The organism is Sporomusa sp. 246TCP1 (genome assembly GCF_057319775.1).
This window is the reverse complement of the sequence record NZ_CM170492.1, coordinates 1,247,534-1,269,624: the sequence shown is the minus strand read 5'-3', so window position 1 is coordinate 1,269,624 and position 22,091 is coordinate 1,247,534. Positions and strand designations below refer to the sequence as shown.

General features: G+C 43.9%; 20 protein-coding genes. 1 reads left to right on the top strand and 19 read right to left on the bottom strand.

The annotated features are described in order from the left end of the window. Positions 1–4 precede the first annotated feature (4 nt). The 17 genes from AC1ECB_RS06305 to gpr form a co-directional block, all read right to left on the bottom strand. On the bottom strand, positions 5–1,309 hold the full coding sequence (locus AC1ECB_RS06305; RefSeq protein WP_485667927.1) for an NfeD family protein: 1,305 nt from the start codon (positions 1,307–1,309) through the stop codon (positions 5–7). Positions 1,310–1,934: 625 nt separating this feature from the next. Further along, a complete protein-coding gene (locus AC1ECB_RS06300; RefSeq protein WP_485667926.1) occupies positions 1,935–2,387 on the bottom strand; it encodes a GatB/YqeY domain-containing protein in 453 nt (150 codons plus the stop codon). 19 nt (positions 2,388–2,406) lie between these two features. Next, positions 2,407–2,583: a 30S ribosomal protein S21 gene (gene rpsU, locus AC1ECB_RS06295; RefSeq protein ID WP_021167731.1), complete on the bottom strand. Its 177-nt coding sequence runs from the start codon at positions 2,581–2,583 to the stop codon at positions 2,407–2,409. A 96-nt stretch (positions 2,584–2,679) separates the two neighbouring features. Continuing rightward, on the bottom strand, positions 2,680–3,027 hold the full coding sequence (locus AC1ECB_RS06290; RefSeq protein WP_094602900.1) for a histidine triad nucleotide-binding protein: 348 nt from the start codon (positions 3,025–3,027) through the stop codon (positions 2,680–2,682). A gap of 89 nt (positions 3,028–3,116) precedes the next feature. Beyond that, positions 3,117–4,451: a tRNA (N(6)-L-threonylcarbamoyladenosine(37)-C(2))-methylthiotransferase MtaB gene (gene mtaB / locus AC1ECB_RS06285; RefSeq protein WP_485667925.1), complete on the bottom strand. Its 1,335-nt coding sequence runs from the start codon at positions 4,449–4,451 to the stop codon at positions 3,117–3,119. Between the two features lie 2 nt (positions 4,452–4,453). Further along, a complete protein-coding gene (locus tag AC1ECB_RS06280) occupies positions 4,454–5,191 on the bottom strand; it encodes a 16S rRNA (uracil(1498)-N(3))-methyltransferase (RefSeq protein ID WP_485667924.1) in 738 nt (245 codons plus the stop codon). Between the two features lie 7 nt (positions 5,192–5,198). Continuing rightward, on the bottom strand, positions 5,199–6,137 hold the full coding sequence (prmA, locus tag AC1ECB_RS06275; RefSeq protein ID WP_485667923.1) for a 50S ribosomal protein L11 methyltransferase: 939 nt from the start codon (positions 6,135–6,137) through the stop codon (positions 5,199–5,201). Between the two features lie 42 nt (positions 6,138–6,179). Beyond that, a complete protein-coding gene (gene dnaJ / locus AC1ECB_RS06270) occupies positions 6,180–7,337 on the bottom strand; it encodes a molecular chaperone DnaJ (RefSeq protein ID WP_485667922.1) in 1,158 nt (385 codons plus the stop codon). 20 nt (positions 7,338–7,357) lie between these two features. Beyond that, positions 7,358–9,202, bottom strand: a complete 1,845-nt coding sequence (gene dnaK, locus AC1ECB_RS06265; protein WP_021167725.1) for a molecular chaperone DnaK — start codon at positions 9,200–9,202, stop codon at positions 7,358–7,360. Between the two features lie 34 nt (positions 9,203–9,236). After that, positions 9,237–9,803: a nucleotide exchange factor GrpE gene (gene grpE / locus AC1ECB_RS06260; RefSeq protein WP_485667921.1), complete on the bottom strand. Its 567-nt coding sequence runs from the start codon at positions 9,801–9,803 to the stop codon at positions 9,237–9,239. A 17-nt stretch (positions 9,804–9,820) separates the two neighbouring features. Further along, the gene (locus AC1ECB_RS06255) at positions 9,821–11,404 is read right to left on the bottom strand and encodes a TCP-1/cpn60 chaperonin family protein (protein ID WP_485667920.1); all 1,584 of its coding nucleotides are present in this window, start codon (positions 11,402–11,404) and stop codon (positions 9,821–9,823) included. Positions 11,405–11,418: 14 nt separating this feature from the next. Next, positions 11,419–12,450 (bottom strand): heat-inducible transcriptional repressor HrcA, encoded by a 1,032-nt coding sequence (hrcA, locus tag AC1ECB_RS06250; protein ID WP_028972401.1) that lies wholly within the window; start codon positions 12,448–12,450, stop codon positions 11,419–11,421. Positions 12,451–12,552: 102 nt separating this feature from the next. After that, entirely contained in the window at positions 12,553–13,692 is a 1,140-nt protein-coding gene (hemW, locus tag AC1ECB_RS06245) for a radical SAM family heme chaperone HemW (protein ID WP_485667919.1), read from the bottom strand. 13 nt (positions 13,693–13,705) lie between these two features. After that, a complete protein-coding gene (lepA, locus tag AC1ECB_RS06240; RefSeq protein ID WP_485667918.1) occupies positions 13,706–15,502 on the bottom strand; it encodes a translation elongation factor 4 in 1,797 nt (598 codons plus the stop codon). Between the two features lie 85 nt (positions 15,503–15,587). Next, entirely contained in the window at positions 15,588–15,986 is a 399-nt protein-coding gene (locus AC1ECB_RS06235; protein ID WP_485667917.1) for a hypothetical protein, read from the bottom strand. A gap of 20 nt (positions 15,987–16,006) precedes the next feature. Next, positions 16,007–17,107 (bottom strand): stage II sporulation protein P, encoded by a 1,101-nt coding sequence (spoIIP, locus tag AC1ECB_RS06230; protein ID WP_485667916.1) that lies wholly within the window; start codon positions 17,105–17,107, stop codon positions 16,007–16,009. A 101-nt stretch (positions 17,108–17,208) separates the two neighbouring features. Next, complete coding sequence (gene gpr, locus AC1ECB_RS06225) at positions 17,209–18,180, bottom strand: GPR endopeptidase (RefSeq protein WP_485667915.1); 972 nt, start codon at positions 18,178–18,180, stop codon at positions 17,209–17,211. 156 nt (positions 18,181–18,336) lie between these two features. On the opposite strand from gpr, the gene rpsT reads away from it, so the two are divergent. Continuing rightward, the gene (rpsT, locus tag AC1ECB_RS06220) at positions 18,337–18,606 is read left to right on the top strand and encodes a 30S ribosomal protein S20 (protein WP_485667914.1); all 270 of its coding nucleotides are present in this window, start codon (positions 18,337–18,339) and stop codon (positions 18,604–18,606) included. Between the two features lie 42 nt (positions 18,607–18,648). Here rpsT and holA read toward each other — a convergent pair whose 3' ends face one another. Together holA and AC1ECB_RS06210 are read right to left on the bottom strand one after the other, a co-directional pair. Continuing rightward, a complete protein-coding gene (gene holA, locus AC1ECB_RS06215; RefSeq protein ID WP_485667913.1) occupies positions 18,649–19,689 on the bottom strand; it encodes a DNA polymerase III subunit delta in 1,041 nt (346 codons plus the stop codon). Between the two features lie 17 nt (positions 19,690–19,706). Then, entirely contained in the window at positions 19,707–22,091 is a 2,385-nt protein-coding gene (locus tag AC1ECB_RS06210; protein ID WP_485667912.1) for a DNA internalization-related competence protein ComEC/Rec2, read from the bottom strand.

The window sequence follows — 22,091 nt, the reverse complement described above, 5'->3', positions numbered from 1 at the left end:
TTTATTATTTAACAAGTCGTACTACAATACGATTGCCGGTTATACTCACCACCTTTACTAATTTATTAGGCGCAATATACTGGCCCTCAGAGACTACATCAAGTTGATTGCCATCAATTATTATCGTTCCGGCAGGACGAAGCCCTGTAAGGGTTATTCCCGTTTTATCCAGGTATAGACTATAATCAAGGCTGCTGCTAAAACCAGCACTCTTAGTCTCACTTTCATTTAAAATAAGCTTTGACCACAATTTACTTGAAGGCAGACGTTTTACCAATACTAAAAAAACGATAATGGAAATCACTAAACTAATAGCTAAAAGATTAATGGCGGCAGCATTGGCCCCTAATGTCAAAAACAAGCTGGCAAAGATCGCAATAATGCCGCTAATTCCAAATAGACCTACACCTGGTGTATAAAGCTCAAGGAATACCAGCAGAATACCTCCCAAAAACAGAAGGATCTCCAGCCAGCCGGCAATACCGGTAATCCACTGGCTGCCAAAAAACAGTGCCGCCGCCAGTATCCCAATAAGGGCAGCTACCCCCAGCCCCGCGGTTTTAATTTCTGTCAAAACCGCTAAAAATATAATTGACATTAAAAAAGATTTAACTGTCGGATCAGCCAGCCAGCCTGCCGCTTTTTCCTGCCAGCCTAATGAATATTCTATTACCGGGCTGCCTGCAAACCCAAAATGCGTTAGTACCGCATCGCGATCAGAGGCCACGATATCAGCAAAACCAACCTTAGTTGCCTGATAATCAGTAAGCGCCAGTATTTGACCTGGTTCGGCATAACCTGGGAAGCCTAACGATTTGTCTACCATGGCTTCAGCTACCTGGGGATTACGACCGGTTTTGTTCGCTGTTGCAGCAAATTCAGCTTTTAAGGCAGCCACCGTTTTCTCTGTAGTCGGTATTGGTTCTGCTGCGCCAATACTACCACCAGGTGCTATCGCAATATGCTTATGAGAAATAGCAATAAGTGCTCCTGCCGACCACGCCCGATTTTTTATATAGCAAATGGTTGGCACCGGTGAGCTTATAATCATATCCCGAATACTAACAGCTGCGTCAACCAAACCGCCAAAGGTATCAATTTCCATTAAAATAGCCTGTGCCTGTTTACTTTCAGCATCAGCCATAGCCTTGTGAACAAGAGCGGCCTGCCCGCCATTAATCTCTCCTTTAATGGCGATGCTAATTACTGGTCCGGTTCCAGCTGCTTCAGCCGGCCTGTCCACAATAAATGAGAAAAACAAAGTCACTAACAGTACAAATAAAATTTTATTTACAACGGTATACCGCATAGATTCACCTCACCTTTTGTTGATTGTCTTGCCTTACTAGTATATTCGTCAGCAAATAGCAGCATTCCTGTTTTTCCCTAAAATGTGTTTTGTCGAAAGTTTGAAAATTTTAACTTATTGTTCGCCTATTGACATGTCGATTATTGTATGTTATTGTCTTAATATAGTTTGAGTGAAGCCTTTGAATCACTTTTTTAGCAAACCTATCTCTATGATTGCCCAAATTAAACATAGCCTATATGTAGTAACTGTCTCTGGTACCTGTACAATTTAACACAGCCTTTATGTAACAACTAACTCTATCACTTATAGAACGTAAACACAACTATAATGTTGCAGCTATACTAGCACTTTTATACTCGCTTTTAAATTATGTCTATACTACTACTAATGAAATAACGTACTACAATTCCTACCACAAGTTACAGTATCTGTTATAGCAACAACATAGAATTTTGCTTCGCTAACTATAAAATAAGACAAGCTTTTGCTTGTCTTATTTTTTTGATACCCTACAGCTGGCTACAAAATTTCTGCCAATCCCCCCACCTGCCTGCATCTGTAACTTCTTACTGGAAATAGTAAACTAAAATCCGGCGCTTTTAACGCCGGATTTAAATCTGTTCTACTTATTTAAGAACTCGCGCACAACGGTATTTACTAACTTACCATCAGCGCGCCCTTTTACTTTTGGCATCAGCACAGCCATAACCTTGCCCATATCTTTAGCGCTCACAGCTTGAGACTCTTTTACAGCTTCAGCCACAAGCACACGTAACTCTTGTTCGCCTAATTGTTGAGGAAGGTACTGCATCAGAATATCGATTTCGTGTTCAAGGTTCTCCACTAAATCAGGACGATTGCCTTTTTTGAACTCTTCGATCGAATCCCGCCGCATTTTGACTTCTTTAGCCAGTACATCGAGAACCTCCTCTTCAGAAAGTTCTCTTTTTTTGTCAATCTCTACATACTTGATATTAGCACGAACCATACGGATAACAGAAAGCCGTAATTTTCCGGCTTCTTTTGCCTTCATGGCCAGCTTCATATCTTCAGTTAATCTGTCTTTAAGAGACATGAAATTACTCCCTCCGAAACTAGTTAAACTTACGTTTACGTGCTGCTTCGGATTTTTTCTTGCGTTTTACGCTCGGTTTTTCATAATGCTCGCGTTTTCTAACTTCTGCAAGCACCCCGGCTTTTTGGCAAGTGCGCTTGAACCGGCGGAGTGCGCTGTCAAGCGTTTCATTTTTGCCTACTTTAACTTCAGACATCTGATCTCCCTCCCTCCACTAGAACCATTACGAGGAAGTGTACTTGAATAACATACACCTAACTATTATACACTAGCGCACTGATTTTTGTCAATATTAACCTGGAGGCCAAGTCATGAATTTACCGCCCAATACGTGGAAATGAAGGTGATAAACCGTTTGTCCACCGTTATCTTTGGTATTGATAACGGTGCGAAAGCCATCCTCTGCTAATCCAGCAATGGTTGCTATCTTGGGAATAGTCGCCAAAATATGTCCAAGTAAAGCAGTATCTTCAGGAGCCGCCTCAAGTATATTGTCAATATGCTTCTTAGGTATTACCAACAAATGTACCGGTGCCGCGGGCTTTATATCAGGAAAAGCAATAAGATATTCGTCCTCATAAACGGCATTTACCGGAATGGTTTTCGCTGCAATTTTACAAAAAATACAGTCCTGCTGCATGGGCATTCCCTCCGCAGTAGATAGTAATATACACTTACTATCTAAAATATTCTGCTTAATTTTATAAACTCCTGCTGAAAATATGGTATTTAAGAAAAATATTCCGTTATTTGACCCCAAAGACCATTTTGATAAAATTGTTCCAGCTTAACCGCAGCAATTCTCCCAATACTTTCCTGGTTACCAACTGCATATATGCGTGCATAATTGCCTGTTAAGCCAGAGATAATCCCCTTAGCCTCTACGGTATCAAATAATACATCCAGCTTTTGTCCCAAAAATGCCTGGTAAAACTCGCTACTCTGCTTGTCAGCAAGCCGCTGCAAGCGGTGTACACGAATTTTCTTATCTGCTGCCGGCACCTGCTCCGAAAACTCGGCAGCAGGCGTACCAGTACGACGAGAATAAGGAAATACATGAATTTTGGCAAAACCTATTGTAGCAACAAAATTCAAGGTATTTTCAAATAGTTCATCAGTTTCACCAGGAAACCCTACAATGATATCTGTTGTAATAGCAATTCCCGGCACCTGGGCTTTTATATTGATAATTAATTCCCTGTACTGAGCTGTAGTATACTGTCTGTTCATGGCCGTTAAGATCTGGTCATCACCGGATTGTAATGGCAAATGCAGATGCGGACAAAGACGGTTATCGGTTTGCATTAAAGAAATCAATCGATCAGAGAGCTCTATCGATTCCAGTGAGCCCAGTCTAAGGCGCATGAGTCCTTTGACGCCTGCCGATAACACCGTCTCAACAGCCTCAGCCAATGTGATTTCGGCTCCATTATTATATACTAAATCGCGGCCAAAAGCGCCAAGATGAATTCCGGTAAGCACGATCTCATTAAATCCTGCTGCCACCAGTTTTTCAGTCTCAGCAGCAATGCTGGCAAGTGACCGGGACCGCAAAGGACCACGGGCATAGGGAATAATACAATAGGTGCAAAAATTAGTGCAGCCTTCCTGGATTTTCAGAAAAGCCCTTGTTCGCCCAGGCATTGAAAATAATGGTATATCTTCAAATTCCTTAGCCTGCATAATGTCGGCAACAACGTTAACCTGGCAGGTACGGTTATTGTTAGCAGCCTCTTCCACCAGTTCAACAATCCGTGTCCGGTCTTGTGTACCGACAATAACATCAACACCGGGAATTTGTGAGACTTTATCAGGCGAAACCTGCGAGTAGCAACCAGTAACAGCAATAATAGCCGCTGGATTTTGCCTGCCGGCGCGTCTAATAAGCTGACGGGATTTTTTTTCGCCAAGATTAGTAACCGAACAAGTATTAATTACATAGATATCGGCATGTTGGTCAAAGTCCACTACTTTGTAACCACGTACCTTAAACAGGCCTTCCATGACCTCAGTTTCGAACTGATTTACCTTACACCCCAGCGTTGTAAACGCCACTTGTGGCATAGTTAGCCCCCCAAATCGCCGCATTCATACATAACCGCAGAAATAGCTGCTAACGCTGCAGTTTCTGTACGCATAATACGCGGTCCCATGGTTACAATTCTTATGCCATGTTCCTGGCATAAGTCAACTTCAGCCAAACTAAAGCCACCTTCCGGACCAATAAACAGCAGATAGGTCTGACTGCTGGAATCAGTAAGCGCCTGTTTTAATCCCTGGACGGCTTGTCCTTCATACAGCATGATTTTATTGGCTGAAGAAAATTCGTTATTATCCAATACTTGCGCCAGACTAGTTACCGGATAAACTTGCGGAATATAGCTCCGGCCACACTGTTTGGCTGCTTCCCGGGCTATTTTCTGCCAGCGCGCTACCTTATCTGCCTGTTTAGCAGCATCGTAGCGAACTACTGAGTGTGCGGCAGCAACCGGAATAATACCATACACACCAAGTTCTACTGCTTTTTGAATAATAAAATCCATCTTTTCGCCTTTAGCTAAGCCTTGAACCAACCAAATGTTAATCGGCGGCTCGGTTGTATCTTCGAGAAATTCAAGCAGCCTAAGCTCAATAGCCTCTGGATTTGCCGCCATGATTTCGGCCTTGCCCGATTTACCGTCCTGATCAGACACCAGAACAGTAGCACCGGCACTAAGCCTAAGCACAGAAGCTATATGGCGGGCATCGGCATTCGCAATAACCATATGCTCGCTAAGTGGTGCATCAATAAAGAAACGACGCATAACAGCGTTACCGGCTGACGCTGTTAGCTACAATGGCTACCCAGCCGCCTTCTTCAATCACTTTATCAATAACAAACTCATTTTCAATCAGCGCTTGGGTAACATCGCTTAAACGTTCACAAATAATACCGCTGGCAATGAAGACACCGGAATTAGCCAGTCGGTTGCGGACATCTGGCAGCATTTTTATTATTATGTTAGCAATAATATTGGCAACAATAACATCAGCCTTACCTGTCACACCTGTCAATAGATCTCCCTGGATAATCGTAACAGTATCTACAACCTTGTTAAAGGTAACGTTTTCTGTTGCGACCCGTACTGCCACCGGATCAAGATCAATCGCATGAACCAAAGATGCGCCCAGCTTAGCTGCAGCTACTGACAAAATACCGGAACCGGTACCCACATCAAAGACAGTATATCCAGGTTTAATTACATCCTCCAATGCGCGTATACACATTGAAGTGGTATGATGGGTACCAGTACCGAAAGCCATCCCCGGATCAAGTTCAATAATAATGTCATCTTCAGCGGGCAGATATTCTTCCCATGATGGTTTTATGACAATATGCTCACTTACCCGCACTGGATGAAAATATTCTTTCCAGGACGAGGCCCAATCCTCCTCCTGTACTTCCCGGCAATGTATACAGCCACGCCCTTTGTCAAGATCATGTTCCTTTAGACTGTTGAACCGTTCTTCAAACACGCGCAGTTTATCATCCAAGAACTCGTCAACAGGCAAATAAGCCTTAATAGTTACAACTTCAGTCTCCAGTTCTTCGGGGATGTCGCAGTAATCCCAACTTCCTGAGCGCCGGTAAGTATTAATCAATTCAGGATCTTCTATTACTACCCCGCTTGCCCCTAGATCATGGAAGATATTAGCTACTGCTTCTGTAGCTTCATGGGAGGTTTGAATGCTGATCTCAGACCATTTCATGCGCCATCGCCCCTTAAACTTCAATTAATAAGCCACTACCATTTACAAAACACCGAAGACGTCTTTAAACTTTTTAAAAAAACCTTTTTCCTCGGCAGTAGGATCAGCCCCGCCGGCATTCGCAAATTCCCGCAACAGGTCTTTTTGGCGATTGGTTAATTTTTTAGGTGTTACGATCTTAACACGCACATGTTGATCACCACGCCCGTGCCCTCGTAAATGCGGAATGCCTTTGTCTTTAATGCGAAATACAGTACCGGTTTGTGTCCCTTCAGGAACTTTAAGCTGAACTTTACCATCCAGAGTGGGAACTTCAATTTCATCACCCAAGGTAGCCTGCACAAAATTAATTGGTACTTCACAAATGACGTCATTGCCTTCACGTGTAAACAGTTTATGCTGTTTTACAAAAAGATAAACATACAGATCCCCGGGAGGACCGCCACGTTGCCCGGCTTCTCCTTCATGGGTCACTCTAAGCCGGGAACCATTATCAACACCGGCAGGAATTTTAATTTTAATTTTGCGGTTAACACGCACTTTTCCCCGTCCATGGCACTCTTTACAAGGTGATTTTATAATTTTACCTTCGCCATGGCAGCGATCACAGGCCTTAACGTTAACCATGCGACCAAACGGAGTATTCTGCGTTACCTGAACCTGGCCTGTGCCGCGGCAGTCAGGACACGTTTCCGGATGCGTTCCCGGCGCAGAACCTGAACCCTGGCAAGCACTGCAATCTTCGGTACGAGGTACTTGAATTTCCGTATCTAATCCGAAAGCAGCTTCCTCAAATTTAATTTCCATGTCGTAGCGTAAATCAGATCCACGTTCAGGTCCTGGATTACGACCGCCACCAAACCCTCCGAAACCAGACTGGCCAAAAAACATATCAAATATATCAGAAAATCCACCAGCACCGCCACCAGCGCCAAATCCACCAGCGCCAAATCCGCCACCACCGTTAGCAGCATCAAACGCAGCATGACCAAATTGGTCATACTGCGCCCGGCGCTCGGCATTAGATAGAATTTCGTAAGCTTCGTTGACTTCTTTGAACTTTTCTTCGGTTTCTTTAGGATTATCGCGGTTAACGTCAGGATGGTACTGGCGGGCCAATTTACGGTACGCCTTTTTCAACTCGTCTTCAGATGCTGTTTTGGCTACACCCAGCACTTCATAATAGTCTCGCTTACTCACTTCACACCATCCCAGCTATTTTATTTCTTATCTTCGTCTACCACTTTATACTCAGCATCAACTACTTTGTCGTCCTGTGGAGCAGCGCCCTCAGGAGCTTGTTGACCGCCTGGCTGTGCACCTTCGGCTTGCGCCGTTGCCTGATACATAGCAGTTGATAATTCATAGAGCGGCTTGGTAAGAGCTTCGGTATCAGCCTTGATCACTTCAATGTCACTGCCTTTTAACGACTCTTTAAGTTTGTTAGCAGCTTGTTGAACTTGTTCTACCAGCGCTTTGTCGGCCTTATCACCAAATTCTTTAATAGTTTTTTCCGCATTATATACCAAAGAGTCGGCATTGTTGCGTACTTCTATTTCATCTTTGCGTTTTTTATCTTCAGCGGCGTGGGATTCAGCCTCTTTAACCATTTTTTCTACTTCATCTTTATCCAGACCGCCGGAAGAAGTAATAGTAATCTTCTGTTCTTTACCTGTACCTAAATCTTTTGCCGATACATGAACAATGCCATTGGCATCAATGTCAAAACTGACTTCAATGCGTGGTACACCCCGGGGAGCCGGCGGAATACCTGAAAGTTCAAAACGTCCCAGGGTTTTGTTATAGGAAGCCATTTCCCGTTCGCCCTGAAGGACATGAATATCAACAGAGGGTTGATTATCGGCAGCAGTTGAGAAGGTTTGGCTCTTGGAAGTCGGAATAGTAGTATTGCGTTCAATAATTTTGGTGAAGACCCCGCCCAGAGTTTCAATACCCAAAGACAGTGGGGTAACATCTAACAGCAGGACGTCTTTGACTTCGCCGACAAGTACACCGGCTTGGATAGCTGCGCCAACAGCCACGCACTCATCCGGGTTAACTCCTTTGTGTGGTTCCTTACCTAAAGACTTTTTAATAGCCTCCTGAACAGCAGGAATACGGGTAGAACCACCAACAAGAATAACTTTAGCAATATCGCTCGCAGATAATCCGGCATCACTTAATGCCTGACGGGTTGGTCCCATAGTAGATTCGACAAGATCAGCTGTCAATTCATCAAATTTGGCACGAGACAAGTTGAGATCAAGATGTTTTGGGCCAGTTTGGTCAGCTGTTATAAAGGGTAGATTAATATTGGTAGTAAGTACCCCTGACAACTCGATCTTAGCTTTTTCAGCAGCTTCTTTCAGACGCTGCATAGCCATACGGTCACTGGACAAATCAATACCCTGTTCTTTTTTGAATTCACTTACCAGCCAATTTACAACGCGCTCATCAAAATCATCACCACCAAGACGGTTATTACCGCTGGTAGCCTTAACTTCGAATACACCGTCACCTAACTCAAGAATAGACACATCAAATGTGCCGCCGCCTAAATCAAATACCAACACAGTATGGTCATTACTTTTCTCCATACCATACGCCAAAGCTGCTGCTGTAGGCTCGTTAATGATACGCAGCACTTCCAGGCCGGCGATAGCACCGGCATCCTTTGTGGCTTGGCGTTGACTGTCCGTAAAGTAGGCAGGTACAGTAATTACTGCCTGACTTACTGTTTCACCAAGATATGCTTCGGCATCGGCTTTAAGTTTTTGCAAAATCATTGCCGAAATTTCCTGGGGAGTATAGTCTTTACCTTCAATAGTTACCTTATAAGTAGTACCCATATGACGTTTGATGGAGCTAACAGTACCGTCAGGATTAGATACTGCCTGCCGCTTAGCTATCTGCCCAATAAGGCGTTCACCATTTTTTGAAAAACCTACAACGGAAGGGGTAATACGACTGCCTTCAGGATTTGGAATAACAACAGGTTCGCCGCCTTCCATTACAGCCACACAGGAGTTAGTAGTACCAAGGTCAATACCAATTACTTTTGCCATTATCGAATTCCTCCTTAAGTAAAAATCTTGTTAATTAGTTTCCTACTACTTTTACCATGCTGGGACGGATTAATCGTCCCTTTACTTTGTAACCCTTTTGCAATTCTTCAACTACCATGCCATCAGGCTGAGTATCATCTGCAACCCGCATGACGGCTTCATGCTGGGTTGGGTCAAAAACAGTACCAACCGCATTGACAGACTCTACACCCATTTGGGACAGAGCATTGTGCAATTGTTTGAAGATCATTTGCACTCCTGTTGCCAATGTTTCAAGATCTGTGGCCTTACTGGCCGTTGCTCTTTCAAAGTTATCTACCACAGGCAGAAGCTCACAAACAATTTGTTCAGCTACGACTGTTGATAATTCTTCCTTCTCCTGCCTGGTACGCCGCCGAAAATTATCAAAATCGGCCTGTAAACGTTTATACCGGTCAGTCATTTCGTCAAGCAATCGACTCTTTTCATCTAACGCAGTCATAAATTCATTTACATCTTCAGGCACAAAACATATTTCAGGATTTTCGTCAGCAGTTGTTGCATCAGAAACGCTTTCCTGTTTTGCCTCAAGTTGCTCTTGCTCGGTTTCCTTTTGTGTCACTAACTTTCACCTCCACATTAAAAATCAGGCATGCTGTTATCGGCGCCGCCCGCTTTCTGGGCATTGGCTCCTTCTTCTTTTTTCTTAATAATAGTATCAATACGCAAAATAGCCACAGCCACTTCACCAGCGGCCTTGATAGCATGAAGCTTGACTGGGACAGGATCAATTACACCCCGTTCCAGCATATCGACTACTTCACCAGTATCACAATCAACACCTAACGAATCTGTGTTTTGCGCCGCTTGCACAGTCATAATTTCTTCTACTTTTTCCAGTGGATTAAAACCGGCATTCTCTACAATTTGCGACAATGGCTGTTTCAGTGCATTGGCCACACAGTCAAGACCATAGGCAGCCATGCCTTTGAGATTCTCCCGGTATTTGATAACCTCGCGCGCCATAGCAATTTCGATTGAACCACCCCCTGGCACATAGCCGCCTTTCACTGCCGCCTGTACACTGGATGCCGCATCTTTAGCAATACGCTCGCGTTCTCCCACCACCTCTTCTGTAGCTGCGCCAACCAAAATAGTGGCCATAGGTTTTCCATTACCACCAATGACGCGCACTTGTTCAAGCTTTTCATCCTGGTATACCTTTTCTGCAGTACCCAGGTACTTTCCAATATCGGCAGAATCTTTTTTAAGACCTGTGCGTTTAATCATGCGTGCACCTGTGTGATCGGCTACCCGCCGCAAATCCTTTGAGGATACACGCTCAATAACCATTATATTAGCATCTGTAAGTATTTCTTCAGCAGCACTATGTACACCCCGGTCCGCCATCACTACGCTGACACCAAGCTCGACAATTTTCTGCACGTTTTTCTTAAACTCATCTTGCAGATCAATATAGCGTTTAAAGCCGGTCTCGGTACTTAAAGCTTCATCTTCAATCTCTTCCGGTTCAAGCGCATCATCAACAAGCAGTAACTTGGCATCTACTATTTTTTCCGGCATTTCCTGGGACATACGTTCTTGATCTACAATAACGCCCATAAATACTTCATTGTTGGCACTAGCCTCGGCGGTGATAATTTCAGATAACTTGAAATTGTATTCATTAAGTTTTTCCACACCGATCAGCTTAGCAGCTTCTACAACTAAATCGGCAATATCCTCATGCTCCCGTCCAGCAATCATGGCAATACTCCGCAAAATAGGGTCATTAACATCAGTAATGCTGCGTGAACGCTCGCGTACACCCGCTAAAATCTGGGCGATACCATATTTCACACCTTCAATGACTCTGGCGACCGGTACGCCGCGCATGACTTGGTTTACACCCTCTGAGACCAGACTGCCGGCCATAATTGTGGTTGTGGTTGTCCCATCACCAACTTCTGCCTGTTGCGCTTTGGCTGTATTTATAAGCATTTTGGCTGCTGGATGGTTAACATCCATTTTATCTAATATAGTAACACCATCATTGGTAATAATGACTTCACCAAAACGGTCAACCAGCATAGTATCCAGTCCTTTAGGACCGATAGTGCCTTCCACAGCAGCAGTTATTGCCCGTACAGCATTGGCATTTGTTAATAGCGCGGCTAACCGCTCATCAACATCAGCTCCACTGCCGGCTTGCTTCAAATTCATGTAGTTCCTCCCATCTATAACACTTTATACTGTTTCAAAATTTCACCTAAATGACGTTGCATAAACTTAAGCACCGACATGGTTTTACCATATTCCATTCTGGTAGGTCCAAGCACGGCTACAGTTCCTACTACCTGACCATCGATACGGTAGGTGGCCTGAACAACACTGCAATCATGAATGCCAGTATATTTATTCTCCTGACCAATTGTAACAATCACACCATCACTATTGGACATGTGGAGAATATCACACAGTAACCTGTCTTCTTCAAGCATGGTTAAGAGGCCTTTGATTTTATCAACATCCCTGAATTCAGGCTGATTTAGCATTTGCGTTGTGCCGCCAAGATACACCTTCTCATTTTTTTCAACAGTAAGTACTTGCTTTAAAAGTGTGATCGCCCGCTCATACACTTGAGGATCAGGCAAAATATCATTTTGTATATCTTTTAGAACCGGCGTTGTGATCCGGTCAATAGCCAACCCTCCCAGACGGGAATTTATCGCATTGGCCACACGCCCCAAATCCTCATGATTAAGCCCCTCAGGTATGGCAATAATTTTGTTTTCTAACAGGCCTGTGTCTGTAACGATGACAACAATCGAACGTCGTTCATCCAGTGGTAGAAACTGAATGTATTTAAAGGTACATTGCGACACTTGTGGTGCTAATACCATGGATACATTACTGGTCATGCGGGACATAATCTTAACAGTTTCCTGAAAAACCTCTTCAATTCGACGCGCTTTAGTATGATACCAATTATCAATGATTGCGATATCTCTATCGGAAATCTGAGGTGGAGCCAGCAAGCAATCAACATAAAAGCGGTAGCCTTTGACTGATGGTATTCTGCCGGAGGAAGTATGTGGTTGTTCAAGATAGCCCAAAAGTTCCAAATCTGCCATTTCATTGCGAACGGTGGCCGGACTAATACCTAAATCATACTTACGGGCAATCGTCCGTGAGCCAACCGGTTCGGCAGTAGATATATAATCATCAATAATAGCCTGCAAAATTTTCCGCTTTCTTTCATCTAATATGGGGTCCACCTCCCGCTTGTTAGCACTCGCGTCAGTCGAGTGCTAACACCTACTAAAAAAATACCACTCATTGGAGTTAATGTCAAGATAGTAAATGTGTATTTAATCAGGTAAAAACGAACGAAATACAATATTGCCAAATTTCATACCGCGCTCAGTTAGCCATATCTGTCTAGTATCTGCTGCCACTAAACCCTGACGGTTAAGCTTATCCCAAACCTCACCAAATTGACTGAAAAAATCAGTCGCAAAATATTGGTTAAATGCTGCTACTCCCATTCCTTCTACAGTCCGTAAGGCTAAAAAAATATATTCAGCCATCGACTCGTTTTTCGTAAGCTGTTCTTTCATCGCAACAGATGAACTTTTGGCTGCTATCGCTTCAATATAGTCCTCAATCCCGGTTACCTGGCTTATCCTCTCACCCTGTAAAAAAGAATGCGCTGCACAGCCAAGACCCAAATATGGCTGATATTGCCAGTATTTTAAATTATGGCGGCATTCGCTTCCCGGGCGGGCGAAGTTTGAAATCTCATAGCGCATGAGACCGTGAGCGGGTAAAAAATCAGTCATACGATCATACATGGATTCTTCCTCTAGCTCATCTGGTAAGACAAGTACGCCTTGGTCATAAGCAGCAGCCAACGGAGTGCCTGCTTCCAATTTAAGACCATAAACTGAAATATGACTGGTATTCAGTGCTACTGCCTGCTCAAGTTCCTGGGCAAAACCGTCACTAGTCTGTCCTGGCAAGCCATACATCAAATCAAAACTTATATTAGTAAACCCAGCATTGTAAGCAGATTCTATCGCCGCAAGACTATCTGGCGTTCGGTGAATTCGTCCCAGGCAGGCAAGCAATTTGTCATTAAAAGATTGAATACCAAAACTGAGCCTATTTATACCCATAGCCTTTATGGCAAGCAGTTGCTCTTTGGTAACTGTACCAGGATTGGCCTCCATACTAATTTCCGCCCCAGGCTGGATAGTGAAGTTTGTAGTCAAGCTTGTAAGTATTTTTTCCAACAAAGGTACAGGCAGTACACTGGGTGTGCCGCCACCAATATAGACTGTGTCAACAGTTGGTTTACACAGCATACCGCCCTGATCAGCAATCTGCTGACACAAGGCGGTAGTATAGGCATCAAACAGATGCTCAGCCAGAGCATAAGAAGAAAAGTCACAATATAAACATTTTTGCCGGCAAAACGGAATATGCACATATAGACCAAGCTTACTCATAGTTATTTTGTCCTTAGTCCATTTTCAAAATTGCCATAAAGGCTTCTTGGGGAACTTCCACATTACCCACTTGTTTCATGCGTTTTTTACCCTCTTTTTGCTTTTCCAGCAGCTTTCGCTTGCGGGTAATATCGCCGCCATAACATTTCGCAAGTACATCCTTGCGCATCGCTCTTACTGTTTCGCGGGCAATTATTTTGCTGCCAATAGCGGCCTGAATAGGAATCTCAAACATTTGACGGGGAATAATCCCTTTGAGTTTCTCGGCAAGCTGCCGGCCGCGATGAGCAGCCCGGTCCCGATGAACAATTACACTCAAAGCATCCACAGGTTCGCCGTTAAGTAAAATATCCAATTTTACAAGCTCTGAGGTCTGATAGCCACAAAGTTCATAATCCAGCGAAGCATACCCGCGTGTCGATGATTTCAGCTTGTCAAAGTAATCAAAAATAATCTCACTAAGTGGCAAATGATAGGTTAGCGTAACCCGGTTCGTATCCAGATATTTCATATCTTTAAATTCGCCGCGTTTTTCTTGTGAAAGCTCCATAACCGGGCCTACATAATCATTAGGTACAATTATGGTTGCTTTTACATACGGTTCTTCCACATAGTTAATTTCTTGTACTGTCGGTAATTTTGACGGGTTTTCAATCTCGATAACCTGGCCATCGGTTTTAAACACACGATAAATTACACTTGGTGCAGTAGTGATAAGGGTTAGATTATATTCGCGTTCCAGGCGTTCTTGAATAACATCCATATGAAGAAGTCCCAGGAAGCCGCAGCGAAAACCGAAACCAAGCGCAATGGAAGTTTCCGGTTCAAAGACCAGTGATGCATCATTTAACTGTAGTTTTTCTAAAGCATCCCGCAAATTATCATAGTCAGTGCTGTCTACCGGGTAAAGTCCGCAATACACCATCGGCGTAATTTTGCGGTAGCCAGGCAAAGGTTCAGCTACTGGACGTTCGGCCCCGGTAATGGTATCGCCCACCCGGATATCGATTACATTTTTTACACTGGCAGCAACAAAGCCGACCTGGCCTGGCCCTAATAAGGCAACATTAGCCAGATATGGCTTGAAAACGCCAACTTCTGCTACTTCAACAATCTTATTAGTGGCCATCATTTTAATTTTCATACCTGGCTTAATACTGCCGTTCATAACCCGTATATAAGCGATTACACCTTTATATGAATCAAAATGAGAGTCGAAAATTAAAGCGCTTAAAGGTTCGTCAACCTTACCTGCAGGCGGGGGAACCTTTCTTACAATCGCTTCAAGAATTTCTTCAATACCAGTACCAGTCTTGGCACTAGCCAGAACTGCATCAGAAATATCTAACCCAATTACTTCTTCGATTTCGGTTTTCACTCGCTCTGGTTCGGCACTTGGCAGGTCAATTTTATTGATAACAGGAATAATCTCAAGATCATGCTCAAGAGCTAAATAAACATTAGCAAGCGTCTGTGCTTCAATCCCCTGCGCTGCATCAACAACTAACAACGCACCCTCACACGCGGCTAAGCTGCGGGAAACCTCATAAGTAAAATCAACGTGTCCGGGGGTGTCAATAAGATTGAGCATGTAGATTTCGCCGTCTTTGGCTGTATAAGACAGCTGCACAGCCTGGGCTTTGATTGTAATGCCACGCTCCCGTTCAAGGTCCATATGATCTAATACCTGTTCTTCCATCTCACGGGCAGAGAGAGCTCCTGTATACTCCAACAACCGGTCTGCAATGGTAGATTTACCATGGTCGATGTGGGCTATTATTGAGAAATTACGTATATGTCCTGTATCCATATAACTGGGGCTCCTCCCTGGTATAATAAAGCTTTTTTACATACTTCTATAAATTATACCATTACCAGCCCGCAAACTGCAAGTTTTACCTATATTCACGAATATACTCATCCATTTGCTGCACCCCTTGCCAGGTTTTTGTTCTTAGATTGTGCATAGCAGCTTCAACATAAGGCTTACTTTGCTTCCAATATTCTCCAGCTGCCTTTTTAGCGCTAAATGCTTCATCAACAAATTGTTGCTGCCAGATAGTAAGCCAATATTCTAATCGCGAAAAATAAGTTTCAATTTTCATCGGAACAGGAATTAAATAATTGGCAATAGTTACTACGACACTATATGCAAAAATGTCCTGTGCCGGACGATGAGTCAGTGTTGCCATCTGGTATTCAACTATCCCTACACCAACGGCAATAATTGTTAGCAATATAAACAGACCACGAATAATCAACCTTATATCTGGTGTCACCACCTGTCGGAACATGGCAATCCTCCTTACTGCAACTACCGGTTTTCAGCAAGTATCTCGACCAATATGTTTCCCAGCAGTTCCATGCTCCGTATTGCTTCTTCCTTGCTGCTTTCCTGCGAACCTACCTCAAGTAAGAGAGCACGCGGATGAAGATGTTGGTTATACCGCCATTCCTCAAGCAGAATACCACGACATAAACCAGGATATTTTTCATTGAGTTTAGCCTCAATTAATTTTGCAAAAGCGTGATTCTGCTGCCAATGGGGCTGGGGTAAATCCTGATGTCCGGTAGCTACAACAATAGCAATTTTGGCTACTTGTATGCCATTGATGATAGCTGTCACATTTTCACGTTTTTCAGCATCTCGATGAATATCAAAAATCATTTGCAGCGAGGGGTTTTCACCTAACATTTTTTGGACTGTAGCTTCTGAAGGTCCATACGCTTTCATAAAGCTGGGATAATCATGAATAGCCCGACTATGGATAGCTTTAACACCAGCCTGTTCGAGCTGGCGGGCTAAAGCTTCACCTACTTCTACAATATCACCGCATTGACCGCCTGGCCGGTGGGCAACACCGGAATCAGGAATAAATGATTCTGCCGTATGAGTATGATAGATCCCCACTAATGGCTTTTCCTGGCTTGCACTTTGAGAGTCAAATTGGGGGAAATTCGGTAGAGTTGCAGCACTGACAACAGGCGTACCTGACTTTTTAAAAGCCAGCATAAAAGGAATCTCTTGGGTAAATAAGGTGCGTAAATCCCTAAAATCGATATTTGTCAATAATGACACTAAGCGATGACTGACAGTCCTGGAAGTTACTTCAGGCGTTATTTTTACTGCATTTTGCGTCCTGGTTACCTCAGATAACCCTGGTACACCTAAAAATAACACGGTTTTCGCGTTAGGCCATAAGGCTGGAAGACGTTGACCATAATAGGCTGACCCGCTTACAGGAATGGCACTGGTTGTACAATTAAGATAAGTACTAAATGCTAATCCTGCTGCCATCGCCATCATACAACTAATAAATGCTATATTTATTAGTTTAGAGGTGTTGTATACTCGCAGGAAATTGATCCAAATCCTATTGGTATTGCTTTGTTTTCGCTCTTTTCTTGATACCATTGCTGCCTCCACCAGACTACCCTGTTGGAATTTTGTTTACATACAATCTATATGCCTGACAGCAAGGCGATAGTACACTTATTATCGGACTAGCTATATTATTAATGTAAATACATATGAATGTTCTCATAATCAATATTAGGATGCATAGCTTGATTGATACCACCGGCCACAACAGCAGCAACATCCTCAATAAGCCGGTCAACTTCTTTTGGCGTTACCATGAGGTCGCCGAGCATTTCCGGCAACACTTGCCGAACAATAGTGTGACGGTCCTGATCAGACAAATTTGCCATACTTTTAAAATAACGGCCAAAAGCAGCATGTTCTTGTAAGGCATTAATGGTATCCATAGCGATTGTGGTGGCGTGAACTACAGTTGGCACTCCAATCGCGACAACAGGCACGCCTAAAGAAGCTTGTGTAAGACCAAAACGTTTATTGCCTACACCTGAACCAGGATGGATACCAGTACTTGCTAATTGAACTGTGGTAATTACCCGCTGACTTGACGCCGCAGCCAGTGCGTCAATAGCAATTACCAACCCAGGCTTTATTTTACTTACAATTCCCTGAATGATTTCACCTGTCTCCATACCGGTTATACCCAGGACACCGGGAGAAATAGCACATACCGAACGCACACCGTCTTTTAGTTCAGGGGACAGCATATCCTGAAGATGACGAGTTACAACAATTTTATGTGCCGCCCGTGGTCCTAAAGCATCAGGAGTAACGTTCCAGTTGCCAAGCCCCACAATTAAAACAGTGGCATTACGTGGTAATTTGATCATGCTAACAAGCTCATTAGCCAAAAAATTCATGATCTTTTGTTGCAGCGGGGTATTTTTGTAGCGGAGGCCTGGTGCTTCAATAGTAATGTATTTCCCTTGCATTTTGCCCATCATTCGTTCGGCTTCCGGTGTAGTAATACTTACACGGGTTATGCTTGCATCCTCATCTTCACTGGTTTCAATCAAAACACCGGGAATGTCTTCGCGCACCCTTTTTGTCAACATTTCACGCGCTTCTAAGGCCAAGTCGGTCCGTACTGTAGTAACGATTGGGTCCATATATGTTCTCTCCTTTAGTGCCCAATATATCTTAAACCTATCTTTTCCGAAAAAAAAGGCACCTATACGAAGCTATTTATTATGGTGTTTTGCTTGCTTTTTCCTGAATGCCATGCTAAAATGTTTTAGTAATATATACATAAGGAGGTGAATTACTTGCCAAATATTAAGTCATCTGAGCGTAGCGTAAAAACTGACGCTGAACGGCGTGCCCGCAATTATTCGGTAAGATCAGCAATTAAAACTTCTACCCGTAAGGTGGAGGAAGCTGTGAATGCTGGTAAAGCAGATGAGGCCAAGAACCTCCTGATTACTGCCGCAAGCGTTATTGACAAAGCAGCCGCCAAGGGCGTTATTCATAAAAATGCCGCTGCCCGTAAGAAATCCCGCTTGGCTATTAAAGCCAATGCTACTCAACAAGCTTAATAAGTAAAACCCTGTTCGCCAGCGAACAGGGTTTTCGTTTTTTTACTCGCACAGTTCTATGATTATTTTTTCCAATACTACCGGTCCACTCTTGCTTGCTTTTAAATCCCGGTCAGCGGCCGCTAGACTAAGTAGAGCGGCTTTCAATTTACCTTCATTAAAACTACGGCTTTGTTTGACCAGCTTTTCACCAATAAAACCAGGAACTTTGAAAAAATCGGCAACTTCCCGGCTGCCACAGCCCTTATGAATGAGCTCTTTAGTCTGCCAAAGCTGTCTAACTTGCCGGGCTAAAAGAACCAGTATCCGTAGCGGATGTTCACCTGCTGTCAATTGCTCTGCAAGTAACGCCAGGGCCTGCGGCGTTTGCCTTTGACTTAATGCTTCCACCATGGCAAAAACCGATACTTCCGGCACAGTTGATAAGATCTGCAGTAAGTCTTGCCGGGTAATGCGTGACTTGCCTGCTGTATATAAAAGGACTTTTTCTAACTCATTATTCACAAAATCAAGTGAAACCTGCGGCATCATGCTGACAGCCGCCAACAAATGTTCCTGGGCATCAGAAGCCATTTTTATGTTAAGCTCTGCCAGTCGCTGTGTCAGCCAACTCCTCAATTCTTTGCCTTTTAATGGTGCTGCTTCCAACACCACACCGTTTTTTTCCAACACTTTAAAAAGTTTGCGACGTTTGTCAGGTTTATCTGGTGTAATAAATACAACATGACTATAGGCAGGCATGTTGCCAAACAATTTAATTAACCGTTCGGTGGCAGCATCTGTTTTATCTTGAACCTCGCTAGTGCCTGTTTTGCGGCCAGTACCAAACAGCCCGGTATTGCGCACAATAATCAGGTTCTTTTCGCCAAGGAATGGTATTGTTTCAATTGTATTAATAAGTTCTTCTCGCTGCGGATCAGACTCAAAAATAATAAGATTCATATCCCGGTCTTCTACAGGCACGACACTGACAATAAGCGCCTGCTCAACCTGACGGATGTAATAGGTTTCCTCACCGTGCAAAAGATATACTGAAGCAATTTTATTCTGTTTGATACCGTCAAGCACTGTTTTATAATCCATGTTTCACCACATTTTTATTATTTAATATAAGGTTCAACCGTTAACTGTTTGCCGTCTGAGGTAAACACTATCGCACCCTGTTTATCTGTGCGATACACTTCAATTTTCCTTGCGGCAAGCCGGTTTAGCGTTTCCGGGTGCGGGTGACCGAATTGGTTACCATAGCCGGCAGAAATAACCGCAAATTTAGGATCAGCAGCTTGTAGAAAAGGCTCGGTAGTGGATGTTCTTGAGCCATGATGTCCTACCTTTAATACAGTACAAGATGCAAGGCCTTTTGTCAAAAGTGCCGCTTCCCCCTGTGCCGGCAAATCGCCGGTAAGCAAAAAACTATGCTGCCCATAGCTCACCCGAATTACACTGGACACTTCATTTCCACCAGCGACACGCAAAATGGTATCAGATTCGTCCCCGGCCTGCTCGATACTTACTATTACTTTGTCAAGCTCAAAGCATTGACCCGTATAGGCAGGAATAACCGCTACCGGTGGTTGGGTACGAAGCAAGGCTTGTACTGCCGGTGAATATTCTTCTGGCGGCAAGAGCACGTTAGCAACCCTAAGAGCACTGGCAACACCAGTTGCTCCACCTGCATGATCCTGATGTCCATGGGTCAAAATCAGATAATCAATCGCCCGCACACCGTAATGCTTAAGATAGGGAGCAACTACCCTTGCCCCGATATCGAAATCTGACTCTCCCATAGTTCCGCCAGTATCAACCAAAACTGCTTGGCCATGGGGAGTAATAATCAATGCTGCATCCCCCTGCCCCACATCAATAAAGTGCACTCTCAGGGGGTTCGGATACCAGGTATACACTGACACGGTGATACTAAGCAGTACGGCTGCCAAACTACAGCAGCGCGGCCATTGACGAACAACCTGCCCCGGCCCTAGCAGTTTAAACAGACGCCAGCCATAAACCCAGGCTAAGACTAAATAATACCCGGCACTGCCTATTATCCCAATTGCGGGTATATATACAGTACTATAAGGTACTGCTGCCAGTAGTTCTGTAAGCAGCATAACAAGACCGATTAAGAGACTGCTAATCACAAAGATTACATTGCCGGCAAACGGAACCATTGTATAAATAATGACCCCGGCCAAACCCAGAATAATTACCAGTTCAATAACCGGCAAGACAATCATATTAGCTGCAAAAGAGATCAGTGAGAAACTATTGAAATACCAGGCAATTACCGGCAATACACAAAGCTGCGCCGCAAGCGTCACTGCTAACGGTCCTGCTAGCCAGGAAGGCCAGCGTGACAGATAATCTACCGTCTGCTGATACAAAAAGACCAACCCGGCGGTAGCGCCAAAAGATAATTGAAAACTGATATCAAATAATAACAGCGGCTGATAAATGAGCATCGCTAATGCAGTAACTGCCAAGGCTGCCGGGGCATAACTCTCCCGTTCAAGTATTACCGCCAGCAAGCTTATAAGCCCCATAAGCGCAGAACGTATGACTGGTGGCGTTAGCCCGCTCATGCAGGCATAGAGAATAACTGCCATCGCAGCTAAGGTTACCGTAAATAAGCAATTCCAGCGCAGTCGTCTGCCAAGCCAGGTTATCAAACCAACCACAAGCGCGATATGCGCACCTGATACAGATAAAATATGGATTAACCCTGTTGCTGCAAAATCACTGATAACATCCTTATTTATTCCCTGATAGCCGCCAAATAGAACAGCTGTCAAAATAGCGGCATCATTTACCGGCATTACTTGTTGCAGCCCGGTAATCACCCTGTCTCGCCAGTTAGCCAGGACTACCTGCCAGGAATACCCCTTGTAAGGAGTAAGCACCTGCAGCATTTGCTCTTGTCCGTTCATGCGGGCAGTGATCCCCTGCCGTTTAAGAGCGGCAACCATATCAATCTGACCTGGATTATTGTAGCCATGAAGTTCTAATAATTTTCCAGTAACGGTTACTTTGTCGCCATAGGCTGCCGGTTTACTCTTTGCCTCTTTATACTGGATATTTATTCTGATGTTTCCCGTCACATAGCAGGCAGCCTTTGCTCCTGCGGGTGTAACCTTTTCGGCTTTGAGCAGATAGCGTACCCGTCTTTTTTGTCCGTCAATCGGTGTTATTTCAGGAACAGCCACCAGCGTGCCTTCGATATTGACAGTCTGCCCTGCATAATAGCCAATATCATCAGCTCGTACCATAACAGCCTGATGATAGCAAAGCATTCCAGCTACAAAAAACAGGGCGATAACAGGCCAAAAGCTCTGCTGATAATTACGACTAATTCGCCATAATGAGGTTATTACCAATAAAACGGCCAATAGTGCAAGCGTGGGAAAATGCCAGCTATATAATGCCGCCTGCCAAATGCCTGCGGCAAAAGCAACACAGGCAAATAAAAGGATATTGGTTAGTTCCAT